Source organism: Pseudomonas sp. 15C, from assembly GCF_055484735.1.
This window is the reverse complement of the sequence record NZ_JBUDGD010000011.1, coordinates 13,035-35,652: the sequence shown is the minus strand read 5'-3', so window position 1 is coordinate 35,652 and position 22,618 is coordinate 13,035. Positions and strand designations below refer to the sequence as shown.

Below are 22,618 nucleotides of genomic sequence, written 5' to 3'. Positions count from 1 at the left end.
GTCCTCTTTACCTGAGCCGATCCGGGAGCCGCTTCTGTCATTTCTGAACAAGCGGAGCTTCACGGACACTAGCAGCTATGGCCATTCAGGCAAATATGAGCAAAGCCGTCATTGATCGTGTGAATCTTCCTGCCGTGGCGTGGGCTGATCAGACGCGCTATACAATGTGCGGACTCTGAGCAAAGGAAGCGCCATGATCCACGACACCTTCTGGCTGGACGCGAGTGACCGCAGCCGGCTCTTCGTCAATCAATGGCTGCCCGCGGGGCCGTTGAAAGCGCTGATTCTCGTGGCCCATGGCATGGCGGAACACAGCGGCCGCTATGCACGCCTCGCTGAAACCTTTTGCGACAAAGGTTATGGCGTATACGCACCGGATTTGCGTGGCCATGGCAGAACCGCCAGCCAAGGCACTCTCGGCCATTACGCCGATGCTGACGGTTGGTGCAAAGTCCTCGGCGATCTGGCCAGCCTCAACCAACACATCGGCCAGCAGCACCCCGGCGTGCCGATCATTCTGCTTGGGCACAGCATGGGCAGCTATCTCGCCCAGGGTTATCTGCTGCACCACAGCGCCAGCCTGCACGGGGCGATTCTCAGTGGCTCGAATTTTCAACCAGTCGCCCTGTACCGCGCCGCCCGGCAGATCGCCCGTCTGGAAAAACTGCGTCAGGGTGGCAAGGGCCGCAGCGCATTGATCGAGTGGCTGTCGTTCGGCTCGTTCAATAACAGATTCAAACCAGTGCGCACACCATTCGACTGGCTCAGCCGTGACCCGGCCGAAGTCGACCGCTACATCAGCGACCCGTTGTGCGGCTTTCGCTGCACCAATCAATTATGGATCGACCTGCTCGGCGGCTTGCAGCAGATCAGCAAAGCGTCCAATCTCGCGCAGATCGATCCGGGCCTGCCGCTGCTGGCCATCGGCGGCGAATGTGATCCGGTGAGTGAGGGCAAGCGTCTGACAGATCTGGCCAACGCCTTGCGCGCGGCCGGCAGCCAGCACCTGCAACTGAAGATCTACCCGCAGGCCCGGCACGAATTGTTCAACGAAACCAACCGCGGCGAAGTGATCGCCGATGTGCTGGCCTGGATCGATCAGGCCCTGAGCCATCCGCGCCCGCAACGCAGCGAATAATTTTTGCGGATTGACTGAATCCGCCACAGGAATCGACACCGATGACCCAGGTTACCAACATCCCTTACGAAGCCCTCGAAGTCGGCCAGACCGCCAGCTACAGCAAGACCGTCGAAGAGCGCGACATTCAACTGTTCGCCGCGATGTCGGGGGATCACAACCCGGTGCACCTGGACGCCGAGTTTGCCGCGGCGAGCATGTTCAAGGAGCGTATCGCCCACGGCATGTTCAGCGGCGCGCTGATCAGCGCGGCGGTAGCGTGCGAGCTGCCTGGACCGGGGACTATTTATATCGGCCAGCAGATGAGCTTTCAGAAGCCGGTGAAGATTGGCGACACGTTGACCGTGCGCCTGGAAATCCTTGAGAAACTGCCGAAGTTTCGCGTGCGCATTGCCACTCGCGTGTTCAACCAGCGGGATGAGTTGGTAGTGGATGGCGAGGCGGAGATTCTCGCGCCACGCAAGCAACAGACGGTGACGTTGCCGACTTTGCCGCCCATCAGTATTGGCTGATGGATGGTGGGGTGTCAGGTAGATTGCTTCCCCCCTCACCCCAGCCCTCTCCCCCAGAGGGGCGAGGGGGAAAGGGAGCCGATCTTCATGGCTTTCAAATCCTGAGTTCGACTCGGTATTTCAGGTCAGCATAACTTTGAAGAGCAGCTCGGTCAGTCCCCTCTCCCTCCGGGCGGTCCGACGTTTCGGGAGGGTTAGGGTGAGGGGCCTTTCAGCCAGGCACAAAAAAACGCCAGACACGCTGGCGTTTTTTATCAGGCGCCTAACCCTTACGAGTTAGCGCGAGCCTGGTTACGCAGGGCTTTCACCTGGTCGTGGTTGCGTTGTACGCCGTGGTACTGACGCTCAACCAGATCCTTGATACCCACCAGGTTGTGCTTGTTGATCTTCTCGATCGCTTCGCGATAAGCCTTCAGCGCATGGTCTTCACCGCGCTCGGCTTCGTTCAATACAGCCTCTTCGTCCTTGCCGGTGAACATGGCTTTGACGTCGACCCAACGACGGTGCAGATCACCGCTCACGCTGGTCGAAGTTTCCGGATCGCCACCCAGCGAACGCACTTGCGCCTGCAACTCGGCAGCGGCAGTGGCGCAGTCGGCGGAGCGCTGCACGAACAGGGTTTTCAGTTCTGGGTGCTTGATGTCTTCGGCGCAAGTCTTGAACCCTTCCTGACCGTCCTTGCAGGTTTCAATCAGGTCGTTGAGTACAGAAATGGCTTCTTTGTTTACGTCAGTCATTTTCCAATTCCTTGCGGTTGGTTGAAGATGCAAGGGATATTGCAGTGTGCGTGCCAGCTTCGCTTTCAAAGATAAATCGTTTGATTTCAGTAAGTTATAAAACTTTGAACCATCTGTATGCTGGTGTTTTGCATGATCTGTCATTTGGCCTGCATGCAGAATGCCTGTATTTTGCAGGTTGCTATGAAGCCAGACGAAAACCGATGAATCCTGAAAAACTCGAATTGCTGATCACCCGCGAAATGCCCTTCGGCAAATACAAGGGGAGGATCATCGCTGACCTGCCGGGCCCTTACTTGAACTGGTTCGCCCGCGAAGGTTTTCCTCACGGCGAGCTGGGTGGTTTGCTCGCTCTGATGCACGAAATCGACCATAACGGCCTCTCCGATCTGCTCGAACCGCTGCGCGCCAAACATGGCAAACCTGCCCCGCGCCACTGATGCGCCCTCCTCTTCTCTGAGCTCGTTGATCATGCCCGATAACACCCGCCGCGCCCGTGACGAAGCCTTCTGGCGAACATTCGCCGACCGTTACGATGTTCAACCTGGCCCCGTGAACCTGGAGAACGGTTATTTCGGGCGCATGTCGCGTACGGTGATCGAGGAATACCAACGCAATATCGAGCTGATCAATACCAGCAATTCGGTGTACGTGCGCCAGCGTTTCGAGCAGCACGACAACCTCGATATCCGTGCACAACTGGCCGAACTGATCGGCGTGCATGCGCAGAGCCTGGCGTTTACCCGCAACGCCACCGACGGCCTGCAATCGCTGATCCGCAACTACAACCGTTTGCAGCCTGGCGATCAGGTGCTGATCAGCGATCTGGAATACGACACGGTCAAAGGCGCCATGCGTTGGCTCGCCAGACAGCGCGGCGCCGAGGTGATCGAGATTGCCCATGCGCACCCGGCCAGTTTCGACAGCCTGCTGGAGACGTACCGCGAGGCGTTCACTCGCCAGCCAAAACTGAAATTGATGGCGCTGACTCACGTCACCCACCGCACCGGTCTGGTCATGCCGGTAGCGGCCATCGCTGCGCTGGCGAAAGAACATGCCGTCGACATCATCCTCGACGGCGCCCACGCCCTTGGCCAGATCGATTTCGATCTCGACGCGCTCGGCATTGCGTTCGCCGGCTACAACCTGCACAAGTGGATCGGCGCCCCGCTGACGCTCGGCTTCCTCTACATCGCGCCGCAACGTCTGGCTGATATAGATCCCGACATGGGCGAGATGCATTTCCCGGCCAACGACGTACGTGCACGCACCTCCTACAGCACGCCGAACATACCGGCGCTGATGACCTTGCCGCTGGTGTTCGAGGAACACGCTGCGCTCGGTGGTGCCGCCGCCAAGGGTGCACGCCTCAATTACCTGCGCAATCTCTGGGTCAGTGCGGTGCGGCATTTGCCGGGCATCGAAGTGATGACCCCGGACGATCCGCGCCTGTATTGCGGCATCACCTCGCTGCGCTTCACCCGCCACGACGATCAACAGGCGATGGCCAAGCGACTGCTCGACGATTACAACCTGTTCACCGTGGTCCGCCACGGCGCCGCCAGCGGACCGAGCATCAGAGTGACACCGGGGCTGACCACCACTGCGGCAGACATGGAGCGGCTGGTACGCGCGCTGCACGAACTGCGCTAGAACGGCGTGATGGGCTGCTTGTCGTAGCCCGCCACGCCGATCTGCGATGACAAGGCAAAGGTGTCGACGCCGATCGTCAGGCTGCCGTAGTGGCCGTCATCCAGGCCATGGTCTGTGATCGGTCGTAGCGCCAGTTGCTCTGCATCTTCATCTGCAACTGCGCAATTACAGACACCGGGTAGATGCACGCGGCCTGCCCAGGCCTCCTGATAGAGCTGCGGTTGTTGATCGTCGCTGGCGATGGCGACACTCAGAGCGAGGCAAGGCAAGGCGCGTTGCCGATCCGGGTAGAGACTGGTGAAACGAACGATGCCCTGACTGTCAGTCGACTGAGCGCCACACAATGTGTCGGCGCCAAGTTGCTGTTCGATCCGCACCAGCGCGCCGACAATCGGCTCGCCGGTCATTGCATCGACCAATGCCAGCCGCAACACCAATGGCGGCCCTTCGAGGCCTCGGCTGATGTTGCGCACGCTTGGCGGGATTGCGTGCTGATAGAAACTGCGAGAAACGGGCAACTGCCGCCGAGGCAGAGATTCGATTGATAAGGCTACAGATTGATGGTCGTCCATGAGGCGTTCTCTCTTCCGTAAGATGAACGCAGATTAGCGCCACGCCAAAACGACCGTGCGGTAACTGTGTATCGCGTGATGTCCTGGCCCTTTTTCAAGGCAAAAAAAACGGTGCACCGACCAAGCGCACCGTAAAGCCGTAGAACACACAACGAAGTGTCAGGTAACAATTGAATCCGGCGGTATCAGTCCAGCAGCGCCAGGGCTTCGGCGGTGCACTCCTGAATACGTGCCCAGTCGCCGTTCTTGATCCATTCCGGATCGAGCATCCAGCTACCGCCCACGCACATGACGTTTTTCAGCGCCATGTAACTCTTGATGTTGGCCGGGCCGACGCCACCGGTCGGGCAGAATTTCACTTCGCCGAACGGACCGCCAAGGGCCTTGATCGCCGCCACGCCGCCGCTGACTTCCGCCGGAAACAGCTTGAAGCGGCGATAACCCAGACCGTAGCCTTCCATGATGCCGGAGGCGTTGCTGATGCCCGGCAACAGCGGAATCGGGCTGTCGACGCTGGCTTCGAGCAGGTCACGGGTAATGCCCGGGGTGACGATGAATTGCGAACCGGCCGCTTCCGCCGCCGCGAGCATATTGCGATCAAGCACGGTGCCGGCACCGGTCATCAGTTCCGGACGCTGTTCACGCAGGATCTGAATCGCCTTGAGGCCGAACTGTGAACGCAGGGTCACTTCCAGCGCGGTCAGGCCACCGGCGGCAAGCGCGTCGGCCAGCGGCAGCACGTCCTGTTCGCGGGCGATGGTGATCACCGGCAGGATCCGCGCCTTGGCGCAGAGGCTGTCGATCAGGGCAACTTTGTCCGCCATGGAAACGGTCGGGGATGCGATTGTCATAGCGGCTGTTCCTTGGCTCATGGGCACCAGTAAATCTCTAACGTAGGTTGCAGGAATGCGCGCACCGGCATGGCCGCGACGTCATCGGATGCCAGCGCGGCATTCAGGGTGGTCAGTTTCGATTGACCGGAAATCGACAGGATCTTGTGTCTGGCCGAAGCCAGCAGCGCCCGGCTCATGGTCAGGCGTTGACGCGGCACACTCGGCGCCAGCATCGGCCAGCAACGGCGCGTGCCGTCGGCCTGCAAGGCTTCGGTCAGATTGGGGCTGTCGGGGAACAGCGACGCGGTGTGGCCGTCGTCGCCCATGCCCAGCACCAGCACGTCGATCGGCGGCAGCTCGGCGAGCAAACGGTCAGCCTGCTCGGCGGCCTGTTCAACGCTGGCTGCCGCGCTGTAGAGGCTGAGGAATTGCGCCTTGGCCGCCGGCCCTTTGAGCAGGTATTGCTTGAGCAGGGCGGCATTGCTGTCGGCGTGCTCGATCGGCACCCAGCGCTCGTCGGCAAGGGTCACGACGACTTTCGACCAGTCCAGATCCGCTTTCGCCAGGTGCTGGAAAAACGCCACCGGACTGCGACCGCCGGACACCACCAATACCGCGTTGCCACGTGCGCCAATGGCTTCGCGCAATTGCGCGGCCACGTTCTGGGCCAGACCTTCGGCCAACAACACCGGGCTGTTGAATTCGTGGGCATTTACGCCCGCTGGCAGTTGCACATCAGATATCGCCATACCACGACCTCCCGTCCCGCGTGATCAGCGCGATGGAGCTCATCGGCCCCCACGACCCGGCCGCGTACGGCTTGGGCGCGTCACCGGATTTTTTCCACCCGGCGATCAACTGGTCACACCACTTCCACGCGGCTTCGATTTCATCTTTACGGACAAACAGGTTCTGATTGCCGTTCATCACTTCCAGCAACAACCGCTCGTAGGCATCGGGGATCCGCGCGCTACGCCAGGTGTCGGAGAAATTCAGTTGCAGCGGCCCGCTGCGCAGTTGCATGCCTTTGTCCAGACCCTGCTCTTTGGTCATCACGCGCAAGGAAATGCCTTCGTCCGGCTGCAGGCGGATGATCAGTTTGTTGCTGATCTGCAGGCGCTGCTCCGGGGCGAAAATGTAGTGCGACGGTTCCTTGAAGTGGATGACGATCTGCGACAGCTTCTGCGGCATGCGCTTGCCGGTGCGCAAATAGAACGGCACGCCGGCCCAGCGCCAGTTGCGGATGTCGGCACGCAGAGCGACGAAGGTTTCGGTATCGCTCTGGGTATTGGAATTCGGTTCTTCGAGGTAACCCGGAACGGATTTGCCTTCGCTGTGGCCGGCAATGTACTGGCCGCGCACCACTTGCGTGGTCAGGCCTTCCGGGCTGATCGGCGCCAGCGCCTTGAGCACTTTCACTTTCTCGTCACGGATGCTGTCGGCGGACAGGTCGGCCGGCGGGTCCATGGCGATCAGGCAGAGCAGTTGCAACAGGTGATTCTGGATCATGTCGCGCAACTGGCCAGCCTTGTCGAAGTAGCCCCAACGGCCTTCGATGCCGACCTTCTCGGCCACGGTGATTTCCACGTGGGAGATGTAATTCTGGTTCCACTGGGTTTCGAACAGGCTGTTGGCGAAACGCAGGGCGATCAGGTTCTGGACAGTCTCTTTGCCCAGGTAATGGTCGATGCGGTAGGTGCGGTCTTCCGGGAAGAACTGCGCCACGGCGTCATTGACCTTGCGCGAAGATTCGAGGTCGGAGCCGATCGGCTTTTCCAGCACCACGCGGGTGTTCTCGGCCAGACCGACTTTTTCCAGGTTCTCGCAGATCGCGCCGTACACCGCTGCCGGTGTGGCGAAGTAGGCAATCATGCGTTGGCTGCTGCCGGCCATTTCCGCCAGCGCAACATAGTCTTCAGCCTTGAGGAAATCGACGTGCAGATAGGTCAGGCGCGCGAGAAAGCGCTCGGCCACGGTTTCGTTCAACTCTTTGCCGACGTAGCGGCGCAGTTCGGCGGCGATGAACGCCATGTGTTGCTGCTCGCTGCCGGCTTCACGGGCCAGCGCGATGATGCGCGTGTCCTCGTGCAACAGGTCGGCGCCATCGAGGTGATAAAGGGCAGGAAACAGCTTGCGCAGGGCGAGATCGCCAAGGGCGCCGAACAAGGCAAAGGTGCACGGTTCAACCGTAATCGAAGGCATGATGTTTGTTCTTTTATCAAGTTAAGCTACAAATACCTTTTTTCAAGGCATCACTCAAGGGAAAATGTAGTAATAACTACAACATTTTCGCAAAATACAGATTCCGAGTGGTGGACGCTCGGACGCATCAGTAGGATAGGCCACCGTTACGGGCCATATCAAAGGCCCAATTTGCATAGCCCGGCGCACCTTGCGTCGGTGAATCAGGAATTCCATATGGACCGCGTGCGAAATTTACTGGAACAGATCCAGAGTCGCCTTGAAGAGCTGAACAAGGCCGAACGTAAGGTCGCCGAGGTGATCCTGCTCAACCCGCAGCAGGCCACCCGCTTCAGCATCGCCGCCCTCGCCCAGGCGGCATCGGTGAGCGAGCCGACGGTCAACCGTTTCTGCCGCTCGTTCGGGGTCAGCGGCTACCCCGAACTCAAGCTGCAACTGGCGCAGAGCCTGGCCAGCGGCGCAGCGTACGTCAGCCGCGCGGTCGAGGCCGACGACAATCCCGAAGCCTACACGCAGAAGATTTTCGGCAGCGCCATCGCCTCGCTGGACAGCGCGTGCCAGGCACTCGACCCAAACCTGATCAGCCGCGCCGTCGACCTGTTGATCCAGGCCCGGCAGATCCACTTCTTCGGCCTCGGCGCCTCAGCCCCGGTGGCGCTGGATGCGCAGCACAAATTCTTCCGCTTCAACCTGGCGGTGACCGCGCATGCCGATGTGCTGATGCAGCGGATGATTGCTTCGGTGGCGCACACCGGTGAGCTGTTCGTGATCATTTCCTACACCGGGCGCACTCGTGAGCTGGTGGAAGTGGCACGTATCGCTCGCGAGAATGGCGCGTCGGTATTGGGCCTGACCGCGGAGAATTCGCCGCTGGCCAAGGCCAGTACGTTGAGCCTGAATATTCCGCTGCCGGAAGACACCGACATCTATATGCCGATGACCTCGCGGATCATTCAGTTGACCGTGCTGGATGTGCTGGCGACGGGGATGACCTTGCGCCGTGGCGTGGATTTCCAGCCGCATCTGCGCAAGATCAAAGAGAGTTTGAATGCCAGCCGGTATCCGGTTGGAGATGAGTTCAACTAATCCGGATTCTCCACGCGCTGATCGACCGCCATCGCGAGCAGGCTCACTCCTACATTTGAAGATGCGTTCCCCTGTAGGAGTGAGCCTGCTCGCGATGAGGCCATCAGCAACAACAGAAAATCAGGCCGCCGTCCACGCCTGCAAACTCAAATGCGCCTTCTCCCCCGGCGCCAGATGCAGGCTGTCCGTCCCGCCCGCCGCCGCTTCCACGCAGACAAACTCGGATATCTCGTCCCAGCTCACCCCGAGCAACGGTCGCGCGCCCGGGTGCCACACCACGGTGTCGCCGCTGTCGCCGGTATCGATGCACAACTCGCGCTGCCAGGCGTGATCCTTGAGCTGCAATTCGCCGTCATGCTGGAACACCCGCTGACAGCCGCCCTCCACGCGCAACTCGCCTTCCTGCTGGCACACCTGGCGATTCAACTGGTCATAACCCTGCGCGCCTTCGAGCCCAGACAGCGCTATCTCACCGACATCGCCAATACGCCAGTAAGCATGCAAAGCCTGGCTCAGCTGGCACGGCATGTCGTCCTGATGCTCGGTGCTCAGGCGTAATTCCATGCGTTCGCCCAGATGTGCATGCAGGTCGACCTGCCAGTCGCACAGTTGCAATTGCCAGTGCAGACGCACGCCATCCTCGGCGCTGCTGCTGTCGAGCAGTTTCCAGTCGAGCAATCGTGCCCAACCATGCGACGGCCACGCATTTTCGCTCGGATGGCGGCCATACCACGGCCAGCACACCGGCACGCCGCCGCGGATCGCGCCGACATGCGGCCACTTCGCCGCGCACCACAACCACGGTTTTTGCCCACGCGGCTGAAAGTGCAGTAATTGCGCGCCCTGCCGACTGAACACCGCCTGGCATAACGGATGATCGATCACCAGCACATCGCGCAGCTGATAGCGTTCCCAGGCGAACACCGGTCGTTCGCGCAGGGATTTGAAGAAGCGTTGCAGCGGATGCTCATGCATTGGCCACGGTCCAAAAATTACGGGCTGCGCCAGCCCTGCAAAAAAAAGCGGACAGCCTGGGCTGTCCGCAAATATGCGCACATAGAGAGGAGCTTATCGCAGACGCGTTAGAACGTTGACTGAATTTTCAGGCCAGCGACCAAAGCGTTGTCCACTTCATCCACACCGCCTGGATGAGTAATGTATTGCAGGTTGGGACGCACGGTCAGCCAGTTGGTGACGTGGAAGCCGTAGTTGAGCTCGTAGTTGTATTCGGTTTCACGAATCGGCGAGAACGCGGCGTTGTCGTAGTCGGAAACACCGTTGGAAGCGTTCAGCAATTCGGCATTGCGCTTCACGTCCTTATTGACGTGGATACGCGCTGCGCCAATACCGATGTCATCTTTCGGACGCGCATCGAACGGGCCTTTGTAGACAAACATCACCGACTGGTAGTTGTCGATGAAGTTGGTGTCCTTGTCGTGGAAGGTCGCGTTGGCGGCGATGTTCAGACCGCGAGTGGCGTCACCGTTGTGGCTGGTGAGTTGCTGTTGCGCGACGAACCAGTAACCGCTTTTGCTGTTGTGCGACTTGTAAGCGTCGCCCGTGGTGGCTGCGTCGAAACCGTTGACGTCCTCACGAACGTCGTCGGCATCAGCCGTGCTCTTGTAGTAACCGACGCGGTATTCGCCCGGCAGGCTGTTTACCTTCGGCGACCAGACCAGTTCGACTGGCAGAACAGTACCCTTGGTGCCGCTGCCGCTGAGTTTGAAGCCGTTGCCGTGTTCCAGCTGCGACGGGTTCTGGTTGTACGCACCGATCTGCGCGTAGAGCTCGTCGTTGATGTTGTATTTCACACGAATCGCGGCCTGGCTGACGGGCCAGTTGTACCAGATGTTGGTTGCCCAGTTGCCCACTTGCGAACCGCAGAACGCGAGGTTCTGGAAGTCGCACGGGAAGGTGTTGAAGTCTTCGCCTTCACCGAAGTAACCGGCCTTGACGTCGAGTTTGTTGTCGAAGAACTGGTGCTGAATCCACAACTGGGTCAGGCGCACCATGTGCCCACGGCCGTAGACTTCCTGCGAGGAGCTGAGGGTGCCGGCACGCGGATCACCAACGCGGTCATTGGAGATGTTGTAGCCGTTACGATTGGTCAGCTGGATCTTCGCCTGGGTGTTATCCCAGCCCCACAGCTTTTGCAGATCGAGTGCCACGCCCAGACCGAACTGGTCAGCGTAACGCGCAGTCTTGTCGTCGTTGTAGCCACCGTTCAGGTTGCCACCGACTTCCCCAACGTAGTCAGCCTTGATGTCGATACCCTGCTCGATCAGCCTGGTCCGCTCACCGCCCCAGTCACCGGTCATCCATTTGGAGTCGGAGCTGAACGCATCCGCCGCCATCGCGTTACCGGCCAGCACCAGTGCTGCCGCCGCAGAAACCTGGCAGATCAACCGGGCATTGACGTGTTTCTTTTTCATCCCTACATCCTCGTCTTTATTGTTATTAACTGTTTTTATCTAACGCGGTTTACATAAAGTGCGACGAATGACAGGCCATTCGCCGCGTGCTCCTTTTTTGTGGAACCGACCCATGTGGGAGCTGGCTTGCCAGCGATGCAGGCAACTCGGTCCCTCGTCGAATCGGGTTGATGCCATCGCTGGCAAGCCAGCTCCCACAGGACAGCATTCCAGCCTTGTTCTTCAGCGGCCTTTGAACTGCGCCACATTCGCCGACCGGGTTTCTGTCTGCATCTGGCCCGCAACGCCCAGGCGCTCACCGGTTTTGGCATCGAACAACAACACTTTCGACGGATCGAATTGCAGCGTCAGGCTCTCGCCCACCTGCGGTGCCACGTCTGGCGCCAGTCGGCAGCAGACTTTGGTTTCATTCAAATTGACGAACACCAGGGTGTCCGGACCGGTCGGCTCGGTGACCTGCACTTCAGCGCGAATGCTCGGCAGGCCATTGCCCTCGCCGTTCGCCAGACAGATCTGCTCAGGGCGCAGGCCGAGGATCACTTCGCGATCTTCAAGCCCGGCGTCCTGCATGCTCATCGGCAATTCGCAACGCGCCTGACCGCTGTCGAGCAGCGCCAGCAAACGGCCGTCCTTGCGCTGCAAGCGCAGCGGAATGAAGTTCATCGGCGGCGAACCGATGAAGCTGGCGACGAACAGGTTGGCCGGTTCGTTGTAGATATCCTTAGGGGTGCCGAACTGCTGAATGATTCCGTCTTTCATCACCGCGACCTTGTCGCCCAGGGTCATCGCTTCGATCTGGTCGTGCGTCACGTAAACCGTGGTGGTTTTCAGACGCTGGTGCATCAGTTTCATTTCGGTGCGCATCTCGACGCGCAGCTTGGCGTCGAGGTTGGACAGCGGTTCGTCGAACAGGTAGATCTTCGGCCGACGTGCCAGCGCACGGCCCATCGCCACGCGCTGTTGCTGCCCGCCGGAGAGCTGGCCCGGCTTGCGATTGAGCAAGTGTTCGATCTGCAGCAGCTTGGCCACGCGCGCGACTTCTTCGTCGATCGCAGCCTGGGGCATCTTGCGGATCTTCAGGCCGAACTCGATGTTCTCGCGCACGCTCATGGTCGGGTACAGCGCGTAGGACTGGAACACCATGGCGATGTCACGATCCTTCGGGCTCATGCCGCTGACGTCCTGATCACCGATCATGATCGCGCCGCCGGTGATGGTTTCCAGGCCGGCGATGCAGTTCATCAAGGTCGATTTACCGCAACCCGACGGGCCGACGAGGATCAGGAATTCGCCGTCCTTGATCGACAGTTCGATGTTCTTCAGGGTGTCCGGCAGACCGGCACCGTAAGTCTTGTTGACGTTGCGAAGTTCGAGCGTTGCCATGATTACCCCTTGACCGCGCCGGCCGTCAGCCCGCGCACGAAATACTTGCCTGCGACCACATAGACCAGCAGGGTCGGCAGGCCGGCGATCATCGCCGCTGCCATGTCCACGTTATATTCCTTGGCGCCGGTGCTGGTATTGACCAGGTTGTTCAGCGCCACGGTGATCGGCTGCGAATCGCCGCTGGAGAACACCACACCGAAGAGGAAGTCGTTCCAGATCTGGGTGAACTGCCAGATCAGGCAGACCATGATGATCGGCGTCGACATCGGCAGAATGATCCGCCGGAAAATCGTGAAGAAACCGGCACCGTCCAGACGCGCAGCCTTGACCAGCGCATCGGGAATGCTCACGTAGTAGTTGCGAAAGAACAGCGTGGTGAACGCCAGACCGTAAACCACGTGAACGAAAACCAGGCCGGTGGTGGTGCTCGCCAGGCCCATCTTGCCGAGGGTGAACGAGGCCGGCAGCAGCACGGTCTGGAACGGCAGGAAGCAGCCGAACAGCAGCAGACCGAAGAACAGTTGCGAACCACGGAAGCGCCACATCGAAAGCACATAACCGTTCAATGCACCGATGGCGGTGGAGATGATCACGGCCGGAACGGTGATCTTGATCGAGTTCCAGAAGTAACCGTCAACCGTGGCCCAGGCCTTGACCCAACCGATGCCGCTGACCACGGTCGGCCAGCTCAGCAGGTTGCCGGTGCTGATGTCTTCGGGCGTTTTGAAGCTGGTCAGCAACATGACCACCAGCGGCACCAGATACAGAATCACCGCGAAAATCAGCACCGCGTAAATGGCGATGCGACTGAAGCTGATCGCAGGTTTGGCAGCGAGACTAGTCATTGCGCTTGGTCCTCAGCTCGGAATACAGGTAAGGCACGATGATCGCGAGGATCGCACCGAGCATCAGAATCGCACTGGCCGAGCCCATGCCCATCTGGCCGCGACTGAAGGTGAACGAATACATGAACATCGCGGGCAGGTCGGAGGAATAACCCGGACCACCGGCCGTCATCGCAGCGACGAGGTCGAAACTCTTGATCGCGATGTGCGCCAGAATCATTACCGCACTGAAGAACACCGGGCGCAGGCTTGGCAGCACCACTTTCCAGTAGATGCGCGGCATGCTCGCGCCGTCGATCTGCGCAGCACGAATGATCGATTGATCTACGCCACGCAGACCGGCGAGGAACATCGCCATGATGAAGCCCGAGGCCTGCCACACAGCAGCGATCACCAAGCAGTAGACCACGCGATCGGGGTCGATCAGCCAGTCGAGACGGAAGCCTTCCCAGCCCCAGTCACGCAACAATTTGTCCAGGCCCATGCCCGGGTTGAGCAGCCATTTCCACGCGGTACCGGTCACGATCATCGAGAGCGCCATCGGGTACAGGTAAATGGTGCGGATAAAGCCTTCGCGACGGATGCGCTGGTCGAGGAATACCGCCAGCAACACACCGATCACCAAAGTGATGCCGATGAACATGCCGCCAAATACCGCAAGGTTCTTGCTCGCCACCCACCAGCGGTCGTTGTCGAACAACCGTGCGTATTGCGCCAGACCGGCCCATTTGTAGTTGGGCAGAAAAGTCGACGTAGTGAACGACAGAATGAACGTCCACAGGATGTAGCCATAGAAGCCCACCAGCACGATGAACATGCTCGGCGCCAGCACCAGTTTCGGTAGCCAGCGCTGCAATGCATCGAACGGCGAGGCCTTGCTGAACACAGCAACAGAACTCATGAGCAAATCCACAAAAGAAAGAGAAGAACAGCTACTAGCTGCAAGCTGCAAGCTGCAAGACCAACGTCGCGCAAGCTTTTAACTTGCAGCTTGAAGCTCGTAGCTTGCAGCTCGCCGCTAAGGCGCCTATTTGGCTGACTGAACCGCCGCGCCGAGTTTCTTCGCCGCATCGGCCGGGTCGGCTTTCGGGTCGTTGATGTAGTTGGTGACTACGTCAAAGAACGCGCCCTGCACCGCCAGCGTGGTCGCCATGTTGTGCGCCATGCTTGGTTGCAGGCCGCCGGACTTGGCGTCCGCGAGGAAGTCCTTGGCAGCGGTCTGGGCGCAGGAGTCGAAGCCGAGCTTGTCCATGTTGTTCAACATGTCGTTGCGTACCGGGATCGAGCCTTTGTTGATGCTGAAGACTTTCTGGAAGTTTTCACCCAGCACGACTTTGGCGATGTCCTGCTGACCGGCCGCGGTGCCCGCGTCCTTCTGCTTGAACACGGCCAGCGAGTCGATGTTGTAGGTGAACGCTTTGTCGGTGCCCGGGAACGCTACGCACTCGTAGTCCTTGCCGGCGACTTTCCTGGCGGCGGTCCATTCGGACTTGGCCCAGTCACCCATGATCTGCATGCCGGCCTTGCCGTTGATGACCTTGGCCGCTTCGAGGTTCCAGTCCTGACCTTTGCCATCAGCGTCCATGTAGGTCGCGACTTTTTTCAGCTCGGTCAGCGCCTTGACCATTTCCGGGCCGGTCAGCGCTTTGTTGTCGAGGTCGACCAGGGCTTTCTTGTAGCCATCCACGCCCATGACCGAAAGCACCACGGCTTCGAACACGGTGCTGTCCTGCCAAGGCTGACCGCCGTGGGCGAGCGGAATGAAGCCTGCGGCTTTCAGCTTGTCGCCGGCAGCGTAGAACTCTTCGAGGGTGGTCGGGTTCTTGGTGATCCCGGCTTTCTTGAACACTTCCGGGTTGATCCACAGCCAGTTGACACGGTGAATGTTCACCGGCACGGCCACGTAATCACCGTCGTACTTGACGGTGTCGGAGACTTTCTTGTCGAGCAGGCTGTCCCACTTTTCCGACTTGGCAACGTCTTTCAAAACGTCGGTGTCGAGCAGGCCGGTCGATGCCCATTCCTGGATATCCGGGCCTTTGATCTGGGCAACGCCCGGCGGGTTGCCGGCAACGGCGCGGCTTTTCAGCACGGTCATGGCAGTCGCACCGCCACCACCGGCGACAGCGCCGTCCTTCCAGGTGAAACCGTCTTTTTCGACTTGAGCCTTGAGCACATCGACAGCGGCTTTTTCGCCACCGGAGGTCCACCAGTGCACGACTTCGACCGAACCTTTGGATTCGGCAGCGGAAACACTGAGCGGCAGGATTGCGAGCGGGAACAGGGAGGCGACAGAAATGACAGTAGCGAGGCGAGAAATCGCATTCATTCGAGATGTACCTTTCTTGTTGTTATGCATTGCAAGTCTGGTGCTTGCGCTGCACGGAGTTTAAACAGAGCGTTTCCCTTCGCAGGTAACGAAGGGACGCGTAAATGTCACGACATGGTTACACAGGACTGCCTTGGGATAACTGCGCCAAAGCCGTGGCCATGCTCGGTGCCAGCGGCAATCGTGGAATCAAAACGGCCTGCCAGGCGTGATACAGATCAGGCTTGCCCGGCCAGATATCGGCACTTGGCTGGTTTTGCGGATTGAGTTCGTGATGCCAGCTGCCGTTGCAGCGGTCGATGAATTGCAGTTCGCAGAATTCCCAGAACAATCGGTACCAGGTCTCGTATTGGGCATCACCGGTGCGCTTGAGCAAGGCGCTCGCGGCGGCGCTGGCTTCGGCGTGGGTCCAGTGCAAACGATGGCGGACCACCGCTTTGTTGTCCCAATCGAGGGTGTAAACGATGCCCGGCGCACCGTCGACGTTCCAGCCGTGGCGGCAGTTGTTCTCGAACAGTTTTTGCGCATCAGTGGCGAGCCAGCCCGGCGTGAGCATGCCGGCCTGGACCCGCGCCGCTTCGAGGTGCAGCAGCAGCCGCGCCCATTCGAACCCGTGGCCCGGCGTGGTGCCGTAAGGACGGAAGCCATCAGCAGGATTGTCGTGGTTGTAATCGCGCAGCGGCTGCCAGTCGCGGTTGAAGTGCTCAATAACCATGTAATCGTTGGCCGCAGCGTGACCATGAATCACGCGTTCAACGATGCGCTGGGCGCGCACCAGCCAGCGCGGGTCTTCGGTGACATCGGCCAACGCGAGGAACGCTTCGGTCGCGTGCATGTTGCTGTTGGCGCCACGGTAGGCTTCCTCTTCGCTCCAGTCGCGGTTGAAGAATTCACGCATGGCGCCCTCTTCTTCGCTCCAGAAATACGTGTCGATGATGTCGATCGCATCATCCAGCAAAGCCTGGGCGCCGGGCCGTTGTGCAACCACGACAGAACTGGCGGCCAACGCGACAAAGGCATGCAGGTAGGCATTCTTGCCGGTGTTGTCGTCGCGGTGTTCGGCGACCGCAAACCAGCCACCGTGCAGCGCATCACGCAACGGCCCGCGCAACGCGGCAATGCCGTGGTCGACCAGTTCGGCAAACCCCGGCAGGCCCTGGATATGCGCCATGGCGAAGCTGTGAGTCATGCGTGCGGTGTTCATGGTTTCGGCTTGCGCATTGGCCGGTAATTGGCCGCGCTCGTCGAGGTTGCCGAAACCTTCGGGAAGTCTTGCTGCCTTGGCGAAATCCAGCAGGCGCAGGCCTTCGGCGGCGAGCCATTGCTGGTGGGCAGGCGCGTTCAGCCAACTGCTGAAGCCTGGGTGAAAGGTGTCCATGGAGTGACCCTTTTTTGTTGTTAGGACTGCCGGCAGTCTAAACAACGGGCCGGGGTGGGCTTGTAACGAAGGGGACGTGGTTTGTCACTGATCCGTGACAAAACGCAGCGAAAGCACCCTCACCCCAGCCCTCTCCCGGAGGGAGAGGGGGCCGAATGGGGGATGCTCGAGAGATGCGCCGAGATGGGAGTTCTTCAGCGAATCCTTAATCGACACGGTGCTTCAGGTCGATGCGTGACGCGAGACAACCCGGTCAGTTCCCTCTCCCCTGGGAGAGGGCTAGGGTGAGGGGCTCTTCAGGGGCTAATCCACAGATCTAGGCAACTGCAACGTCACCCGCAACCCACCCTCACGCAGATTCTGCAACGTCACTTCCCCACCATGGCTGTGGGCAATATTGCGCGCAATGCCCAACCCCAGCCCATAACCCTGCTGTTGCCCGGCCAAGCGAAAATGCGGTTCGAACACCTGCTCCAGACGCTGCTCCGGCACGCCCGGGCCTTCGTCGTCGACATGCAGCACAAACGCGCTTTCATCATCATCGATGTGCAGATGCGCGTTCTGCCCGTACTTGAGCGCGTTATCGATCAGGTTACCGATGCAGCGTTTCAACGCCAGCGGCTTGCCCGGATACGCCGTCAGCGCACGGCCGTGCTGGGTCACGCGACCGTTGCCGTTCGGTGCCAGGTACGGCTCGACCAGACAATCGAGCACATGGTTGAGATCCACCGGTTCGATGTTCTCGTGGATATCGGTGTCCTTGACGCATTGCAGCGCGCCTTTGACCAGCAGTTCCAGCTCATCCAGATCACGGCCGAACTTGGCTTGCAGCTGTTCGTCTTCGAGCAGTTCGACGCGCAAGCGCAAGCGGGTGATCGGCGTGCGCAGGTCGTGGGAAATCGCGCTGAACAACTGGCTGCGCTCGGTCAGGTAGCGGCTGATGCGTTCGCGCATGGTGTTGAATGCGCGGCCCACTTCGACCACTTCGCTGCCGCCGCCCTCGGCCACCGGCTCGACGTCGGCGCCCAGCGACAAATCCCGCGCCGAGCGCGCCAGACGCTTGAGCGGGCGGCTCTGCCAGTGCACCAAAAGCCCAATGAACAACAGCAGAAAACCGCTGGTGAGGACGATGAACCAGACCTGCTGCGACGGCAGGCCTTGTTCTTCGAGACTGGTGTAGGGCTCGGGCAGCAGCGAGGCGATGTACAGCCATTCGCCCGGGGCCATTTGAATCTGCGTGACCAGCACCGGCGGATTGACCGGCTCCAGCGTCAGCGCGTAATGCGCCCACGAGCGTGGCAGCTCATCGAGCTTCAAGCCGGCATTGAAGATGCGCAGGTCCTCGGGGCTGACGAACGTCACCGAAATATCGGTGTCATGGCCCAGGGTCTGGCGCAGCACTTCATCCACCGCTTGCATCACCGCCGCTTTACGCGGGGTGACCGGCAGCACGTCCATGCCCAGCGGTTTGTCATTCAGGGTCACGACGAAACGCGTACCGCCCATGCTGCGCAACTGGTCGAGCACCAGCGGCCGGTACGCCACCGGCAGCGAGCGAAAATAGCTGACGCTGGCGGTCATCGAATGGGCCAGGCTGCGGGCGCTGGTGACCAGCCCTTCGAGCTGCGTCGCGCGCAGCTGCGAAACCCAGATCACGCTCGACAGGGTTTGCGCAAACAGCACTGCGAGCAGGGTCAACAGCAGCATGCGTCCGAGCAGCGAACGCGGCACCGGGACTTTAGCGGCGAGTCTGCGCAGCGACTCAGTGAGCATTGCCGGCAACCACGTTGGCTGCCAGTTGATAGCCGCTGCCGCGCACGGTGCGGATCAGTCGCGGCGGTTTTTCGGTGTCACGCAGACGCTGGCGCAAACGGCTGACGGCCATGTCGACAATCCGGTCGAGCGGCATCAGGTCGCGGCCACGGGTGGCATTGCCAATGGTGTCGCGGTCGAGGATTTCCTGCGGGTGATCGAGGAACAGTTTCAGCAGCGCGAAATCGGCACCGGAGAGAATCACTTCCTCGCCGTCGGTGTGAAACAGCCGATGACTGACCATGTCCAGCCGCCACTCATCAAAAGCCAGCACTTCACTGCCGCTGCGTTCGTGCGCAAATTGCGCGCGGCGCAGCAGAGCCTTGATCCGCGCTTGCAGTTCGCGCGGGCTGAACGGTTTGCCGAGGTAATCGTCAGCGCCGAGTTCCAGACCGATCACGCGGTCGGCTTCGTCGGAACTGGCGGTCAGCATGATGATCGGCACCTGCGCCTGACGCGGATGCTGACGCACCCAACGGCACAGGCTGAAGCCGTCTTCGTCGGGCAGCATGACGTCGAGAATCACCAGATCGCTCGGCGCCTCGTTGAGCGCCTGACGGAAACTGGCCCCGTCGGCGGTGGCGCGTACCTGAAACCCGGCGCGGGTCAGGTAGGTTTCCAGCAACTCGCGTATCTCCTGATCGTCATCGACCAACAATATCGACTTGTTGACTGAGCTCACTTCGAAGGCATCCTTGTTGTTGGAATTGGGGCGGATTATGCCTGATGAACCTTGGAAATTTGTTGTCTGTTCTGGCCTCATCGCTGGCAAGCCAGCTCCCACAAGGATCTGTGTCGTTCACAAATCTGTGGGAGCTGGCTTGCCAGCGATGCAGGCGACTCGGTATCAAGCCTGGTCGAGGGCCACGCCGGCGCCGACCAGGCCAGAGTACGGCGCCGTCACCAGCCACACCGGGATGCCTTTGAAGTAATCGCTCATGCAGCCCTTGTCGGCGAAGCTGCGGGCGAAACCGCTGCTGGCGAAGAAATCGGCAAAGCGCGGAATCACCCCGCCAACGATATACACCCCTCCGCGCGCGCCAGTAGTCAGCACGTTGTTGCCGGCCACGCGACCGAGCCAGCAGCAGAACTGCTCAAGCACTTCGAGGGCAATCGGATCGCCCGCCAGACCGGCCGCGGTAATCGCTTCCGGCGTGTCGAGGGTCGGTTCATGCCCGTCGACTGCGCAGATCGCCCGGTACAGTCGCGGCAAGCCGCCGCCGCTCAATGCGGTCTCGGCGCTGACATGGCCGATCTCGTTGTAGATGTGCTGCCACAGTTGGGTTTCGCGCGGGCTGCTCAGCGGCAGGTCAACATGACCGCCCTCGCCCGGCAATGCCGCGAAGCGACCTCCGCCGAGGTCCAGCAAGGTACCCACGCCCAGCCCGGTGCCCGGGCCGATCACCACCGCCGGGCGCAACGGCTCCGGCGTGCCCTCGCAGATCACCCGGAACTCGCCCGGCTGCAAGCGGGTCATGCCCAGCGCCATCGCCGAAAAATCGTTGGTCAGCAACAATTGCTCGACCTGCAAGGTCTTGCAGAACGCGCTGCGGCTCAGGCGCCAGTGATTGTTGGTGAACTTGAATTCATCGCCGCTGACCGGACCGGCGACCGACAGGCACACCGAGCCGATCGCCCCCGGCGCCAGACCGAGCCCGCTCAGATACAGGCTGATCGCCTCTTCCGGGCTGGCAAAGTCGGCCGTGGCCAGCACCTGAACCGATTGCAGTTGCTGGTTTTGCCACAACGCAAAACGTGCGTTGGTGCCTCCGATGTCACCGACCAAAGCCAGTTTCAATTAAGCGTCTCCAGGGCAGAAGTGAAGGCGCTGGCGCCCTGCTCCGCCGAGCTGAAGGCCATGCGCATGAAGCCGAACAGTTCGCGACCGCTGCCGATGTTGTTGCCCAACAGGCCTTTGGCAGGTTCGCGTGCGGCAAATTCGTCGGCGTCGACCTTCAGTTCCAAGGTGCCTTTGACGCCATCGACGCGGATGATATCGCCCTCTTGCACGCGCGCCAAAGCACCACCGACATAAGCTTCGGGGCTGACGTGAATTGCCGCAGGGATTTTCCCCGACGCGCCGGACATGCGCCCGTCGGTCACCAGTGCCACTTTGAAGCCGCGATCCTGCAGCACGCCGAGGAACGGCGTCATCTTGTGCAGCTCCGGCATACCGTTGGAACGCGGGCCCTGGAAGCGCATCACTGCGACGAAATCCTTCTCCAGCAGACCGGCCTTGAACGCGTCGGCCAGATCCTGCTGATCCTGGAACACCATCGCCGGCGCTTCGACGATCTGGTTTTCCAGCGCCACCGCCGAAACTTTCATTACGCCGCGACCAAGGTTGCCCTCCATCACGCGCAAGCCGCCCTCGGCGGAGAACGCTCGAGAGACTGGACGCAAAATGTTTTCGTCGAGGCTGTCAGTCGGGCCTTCGCGCCAGACCAGCTCGCCGTTATCAAGGAATGGTTCTTTGGTGTATTTGCTCAAACCGTGGCCAAGCACGGTGTTGACGTCTTCGTGCAGCAGGCCGGCGCCGAGCAGTTCGCGGATCAGGAACGACATGCCGCCCGCGGCCTGGAAGTGGTTGATGTCGGCTTTGCCGTTCGGGTAGACGTGGCTCAGGGTCGGGACGACTTCGGAGAGGTCGGCCATGTCCTGCCAGGTCAGCTGAATGCCCGCGGCCATAGCGATCGCCGGCATGTGCAGAGTGTGATTGGTCGAGCCGCCAGTGGCGTGCAGGGCAACGATCGAATTGACCAGCGCCTTCTCGTCGACGATTTCACCGATCGGCATGAAGTTGCCGTTCTGCTTGGTCAGGCGCGTGACCTGATGCGCGGCTTCGCGGGTCAGTGCGTCACGCAGCGGCGTGTTCGGGTTAACGAAAGAGGCGCCCGGCAAGTGCAGGCCCATGACTTCCATCAGCAACTGGTTGGTGTTGGCGGTGCCGTAGAACGTGCAGGTGCCCGGGCTGTGGTAGGACTTCATCTCCGATTCCAGCAGCTCTTCGCGGGTCGCCTTGCCTTCGGCGTACTTCTGCCGCACATCGGCTTTTTCCTTGTTGGAAATCCCCGAGACCATCGGCCCGCCCGGCACAAAAATGGTCGGCAGATGACCGAAGCGCAGCGAGCCCATCATCAGCCCCGGCACGATCTTGTCGCAGATGCCGAGCATCAGCGCACCGTCGAACATGTTGTGCGACAGCGCCACGGCGGTCGACATGGCAATCACTTCGCGGCTCGGCAGGCTCAGTTCCATGCCCGGCTCGCCCTGGGTCACGCCGTCGCACATCGCCGGGGTGCCGCCAGCGAACTGGCCGACCGAGCCGATTTCGCGCAAGGCGTTCTTGATCTGCTGGGGGAAAACTTCGTACGGCTGGTGTGCCGAAAGCATGTCGTTATACGAAGAAACAATGGCGATGTTCGCCGAGTTCATCATCCGCAGGCTGTGCTTGTCTTCGCTGCCGCAACCGGCCACGCCGTGGGCGAAGTTGGCGCATTGCAGCTTGCCGCGCATCGGCCCGTCCGTGGCGGCGCCGCGAATCAATGCAAGGTAAGCCTGACGCGTGGCGCGGCTGCGGGCGATAAGCCGTTCGGTGACCTCAAGAACGCGGGGATGCATGTGTAGAACTCCAGGCTAACGGATGTGGCGACCTGATTGTCTATGCTGATCAAAGGCCGGTGTCGGTGGAATGACAGACGGC

The 22,618-nt window shown here is 60.5% G+C and carries 21 protein-coding genes; 5 read left to right on the top strand and 16 right to left on the bottom strand.

All coding sequences use genetic code 11. The annotated features are described in order from the left end of the window. The first annotated feature begins 193 nt into the window (after positions 1–193). A complete protein-coding gene (locus tag ACYYKW_RS08510; protein WP_464989902.1) occupies positions 194–1,138 on the top strand; it encodes an alpha/beta hydrolase in 945 nt (314 codons plus the stop codon). Between the two features lie 41 nt (positions 1,139–1,179). After that, positions 1,180–1,650 (top strand): MaoC family dehydratase, encoded by a 471-nt coding sequence (locus tag ACYYKW_RS08505; protein ID WP_093099066.1) that lies wholly within the window; start codon positions 1,180–1,182, stop codon positions 1,648–1,650. 269 nt (positions 1,651–1,919) lie between these two features. On the opposite strand, the gene ACYYKW_RS08500 is transcribed toward ACYYKW_RS08505, so the two are convergent. Next, positions 1,920–2,387, bottom strand: a complete 468-nt coding sequence (locus ACYYKW_RS08500; protein ID WP_090285529.1) for a ferritin-like domain-containing protein — start codon at positions 2,385–2,387, stop codon at positions 1,920–1,922. A 203-nt stretch (positions 2,388–2,590) separates the two neighbouring features. Between ACYYKW_RS08500 and ACYYKW_RS08495 the strand changes: the two genes are divergently transcribed. Both ACYYKW_RS08495 and ACYYKW_RS08490 read left to right on the top strand, forming a co-directional pair. Beyond that, complete coding sequence (locus ACYYKW_RS08495; protein ID WP_025112833.1) at positions 2,591–2,827, top strand: DUF3820 family protein; 237 nt, start codon at positions 2,591–2,593, stop codon at positions 2,825–2,827. Between the two features lie 31 nt (positions 2,828–2,858). Beyond that, positions 2,859–4,040 carry an aminotransferase class V-fold PLP-dependent enzyme gene (locus ACYYKW_RS08490; protein ID WP_093099063.1) on the top strand — a complete coding sequence of 394 codons (1,182 nt, stop codon included), beginning with the start codon at positions 2,859–2,861 and terminating at the stop codon, positions 4,038–4,040. Here ACYYKW_RS08490 and ACYYKW_RS08485 read toward each other — a convergent pair. From ACYYKW_RS08485 to zwf, 4 genes are all read right to left on the bottom strand, one after another. Beyond that, positions 4,037–4,612 (bottom strand): peptidase associated/transthyretin-like domain-containing protein, encoded by a 576-nt coding sequence (locus ACYYKW_RS08485; protein WP_464989901.1) that lies wholly within the window; start codon positions 4,610–4,612, stop codon positions 4,037–4,039. The two genes, ACYYKW_RS08490 and ACYYKW_RS08485, sit on opposite strands and share 4 nt — an antisense overlap. Before the next feature lie 185 nt (positions 4,613–4,797). Continuing rightward, on the bottom strand, positions 4,798–5,463 hold the full coding sequence (locus tag ACYYKW_RS08480) for a bifunctional 4-hydroxy-2-oxoglutarate aldolase/2-dehydro-3-deoxy-phosphogluconate aldolase (RefSeq protein WP_090285536.1): 666 nt from the start codon (positions 5,461–5,463) through the stop codon (positions 4,798–4,800). 17 nt (positions 5,464–5,480) lie between these two features. Beyond that, positions 5,481–6,194, bottom strand: coding sequence for a 6-phosphogluconolactonase (pgl, locus tag ACYYKW_RS08475; RefSeq protein WP_464989900.1), 714 nt, complete (start codon positions 6,192–6,194; stop codon positions 5,481–5,483). Beyond that, positions 6,181–7,647, bottom strand: coding sequence for a glucose-6-phosphate dehydrogenase (gene zwf / locus ACYYKW_RS08470; RefSeq protein ID WP_093099054.1), 1,467 nt, complete (start codon positions 7,645–7,647; stop codon positions 6,181–6,183). The genes pgl and zwf overlap by 14 nt, the downstream gene beginning before the upstream one ends. 225 nt (positions 7,648–7,872) lie before the next feature. Between zwf and ACYYKW_RS08465 the strand changes: the two genes are divergently transcribed. Continuing rightward, positions 7,873–8,733 carry a MurR/RpiR family transcriptional regulator gene (locus tag ACYYKW_RS08465; protein ID WP_169842436.1) on the top strand — a complete coding sequence of 287 codons (861 nt, stop codon included), beginning with the start codon at positions 7,873–7,875 and terminating at the stop codon, positions 8,731–8,733. A 120-nt stretch (positions 8,734–8,853) separates the two neighbouring features. Here ACYYKW_RS08465 and ACYYKW_RS08460 read toward each other — a convergent pair whose 3' ends face one another. The 11 genes from ACYYKW_RS08460 to edd form a co-directional block, all read right to left on the bottom strand. Next, positions 8,854–9,708: a D-hexose-6-phosphate mutarotase gene (locus ACYYKW_RS08460; RefSeq protein WP_093099051.1), complete on the bottom strand. Its 855-nt coding sequence runs from the start codon at positions 9,706–9,708 to the stop codon at positions 8,854–8,856. 107 nt (positions 9,709–9,815) lie between these two features. After that, positions 9,816–11,165, bottom strand: a complete 1,350-nt coding sequence (locus ACYYKW_RS08455; protein ID WP_090285545.1) for a carbohydrate porin — start codon at positions 11,163–11,165, stop codon at positions 9,816–9,818. Positions 11,166–11,387: 222 nt separating this feature from the next. Then, positions 11,388–12,548, bottom strand: coding sequence for an ABC transporter ATP-binding protein (locus tag ACYYKW_RS08450; RefSeq protein WP_464989899.1), 1,161 nt, complete (start codon positions 12,546–12,548; stop codon positions 11,388–11,390). Positions 12,549–12,550: 2 nt separating this feature from the next. Next, positions 12,551–13,396 (bottom strand): carbohydrate ABC transporter permease, encoded by an 846-nt coding sequence (locus tag ACYYKW_RS08445; protein WP_090285550.1) that lies wholly within the window; start codon positions 13,394–13,396, stop codon positions 12,551–12,553. Next, positions 13,389–14,297 carry a carbohydrate ABC transporter permease gene (locus tag ACYYKW_RS08440; RefSeq protein WP_042607263.1) on the bottom strand — a complete coding sequence of 303 codons (909 nt, stop codon included), beginning with the start codon at positions 14,295–14,297 and terminating at the stop codon, positions 13,389–13,391. The genes ACYYKW_RS08445 and ACYYKW_RS08440 overlap by 8 nt, the downstream gene beginning before the upstream one ends. A gap of 126 nt (positions 14,298–14,423) precedes the next feature. Next, on the bottom strand, positions 14,424–15,725 hold the full coding sequence (locus tag ACYYKW_RS08435; RefSeq protein WP_093099046.1) for an ABC transporter substrate-binding protein: 1,302 nt from the start codon (positions 15,723–15,725) through the stop codon (positions 14,424–14,426). A gap of 118 nt (positions 15,726–15,843) precedes the next feature. Next, entirely contained in the window at positions 15,844–17,103 is a 1,260-nt protein-coding gene (locus tag ACYYKW_RS08430; protein ID WP_464989898.1) for a D-mannose isomerase, read from the bottom strand. 303 nt (positions 17,104–17,406) lie between these two features. Then, a complete protein-coding gene (locus ACYYKW_RS08425; protein ID WP_093099042.1) occupies positions 17,407–18,876 on the bottom strand; it encodes an ATP-binding protein in 1,470 nt (489 codons plus the stop codon). Continuing rightward, positions 18,866–19,597 (bottom strand): response regulator, encoded by a 732-nt coding sequence (locus ACYYKW_RS08420; RefSeq protein WP_090285558.1) that lies wholly within the window; start codon positions 19,595–19,597, stop codon positions 18,866–18,868. The genes ACYYKW_RS08425 and ACYYKW_RS08420 overlap by 11 nt, the downstream gene beginning before the upstream one ends. Before the next feature lie 165 nt (positions 19,598–19,762). Then, positions 19,763–20,713 carry a glucokinase gene (locus tag ACYYKW_RS08415; RefSeq protein WP_093099040.1) on the bottom strand — a complete coding sequence of 317 codons (951 nt, stop codon included), beginning with the start codon at positions 20,711–20,713 and terminating at the stop codon, positions 19,763–19,765. Further along, positions 20,710–22,536 (bottom strand): phosphogluconate dehydratase, encoded by a 1,827-nt coding sequence (gene edd / locus ACYYKW_RS08410; RefSeq protein WP_090285562.1) that lies wholly within the window; start codon positions 22,534–22,536, stop codon positions 20,710–20,712. The genes ACYYKW_RS08415 and edd overlap by 4 nt, the downstream gene beginning before the upstream one ends. Between the last annotated feature and the right edge of the window lie 82 nt (positions 22,537–22,618).

Bases quoted from the DNA above. Each gene is read 5' to 3' on its own strand.
- ACYYKW_RS08460 (WP_093099051.1), bottom strand. From the start codon at position 9,708: ATGCATGAGCATCCGCTGCAACGCTTCTTCAAATCCCTGCGCGAACGA.
- ACYYKW_RS08430 (WP_464989898.1), bottom strand. From the start codon at position 17,103: ATGGACACCTTTCACCCAGGCTTCAGCAGTTGGCTGAACGCGCCTGCC.
- ACYYKW_RS08435 (WP_093099046.1), bottom strand. From the start codon at position 15,725: ATGAATGCGATTTCTCGCCTCGCTACTGTCATTTCTGTCGCCTCCCTG.
- ACYYKW_RS08505 (WP_093099066.1), top strand. From the start codon at position 1,180: ATGACCCAGGTTACCAACATCCCTTACGAAGCCCTCGAAGTCGGCCAG.
- ACYYKW_RS08485 (WP_464989901.1), bottom strand. From the start codon at position 4,612: ATGGACGACCATCAATCTGTAGCCTTATCAATCGAATCTCTGCCTCGG.
- ACYYKW_RS08450 (WP_464989899.1), bottom strand. From the start codon at position 12,548: ATGGCAACGCTCGAACTTCGCAACGTCAACAAGACTTACGGTGCCGGT.
- ACYYKW_RS08490 (WP_093099063.1), top strand. From the start codon at position 2,859: ATGCCCGATAACACCCGCCGCGCCCGTGACGAAGCCTTCTGGCGAACA.
- ACYYKW_RS08495 (WP_025112833.1), top strand. From the start codon at position 2,591: ATGAATCCTGAAAAACTCGAATTGCTGATCACCCGCGAAATGCCCTTC.
- ACYYKW_RS08480 (WP_090285536.1), bottom strand. From the start codon at position 5,463: ATGACAATCGCATCCCCGACCGTTTCCATGGCGGACAAAGTTGCCCTG.
- pgl (WP_464989900.1), bottom strand. From the start codon at position 6,194: ATGGCGATATCTGATGTGCAACTGCCAGCGGGCGTAAATGCCCACGAA.
- ACYYKW_RS08425 (WP_093099042.1), bottom strand. From the start codon at position 18,876: ATGCTCACTGAGTCGCTGCGCAGACTCGCCGCTAAAGTCCCGGTGCCG.
- ACYYKW_RS08455 (WP_090285545.1), bottom strand. From the start codon at position 11,165: ATGAAAAAGAAACACGTCAATGCCCGGTTGATCTGCCAGGTTTCTGCG.
- ACYYKW_RS08500 (WP_090285529.1), bottom strand. From the start codon at position 2,387: ATGACTGACGTAAACAAAGAAGCCATTTCTGTACTCAACGACCTGATT.
- ACYYKW_RS08510 (WP_464989902.1), top strand. From the start codon at position 194: ATGATCCACGACACCTTCTGGCTGGACGCGAGTGACCGCAGCCGGCTC.
- ACYYKW_RS08445 (WP_090285550.1), bottom strand. From the start codon at position 13,396: ATGACTAGTCTCGCTGCCAAACCTGCGATCAGCTTCAGTCGCATCGCC.
- edd (WP_090285562.1), bottom strand. From the start codon at position 22,536: ATGCATCCCCGCGTTCTTGAGGTCACCGAACGGCTTATCGCCCGCAGC.
- ACYYKW_RS08440 (WP_042607263.1), bottom strand. From the start codon at position 14,297: ATGAGTTCTGTTGCTGTGTTCAGCAAGGCCTCGCCGTTCGATGCATTG.
- zwf (WP_093099054.1), bottom strand. From the start codon at position 7,647: ATGCCTTCGATTACGGTTGAACCGTGCACCTTTGCCTTGTTCGGCGCC.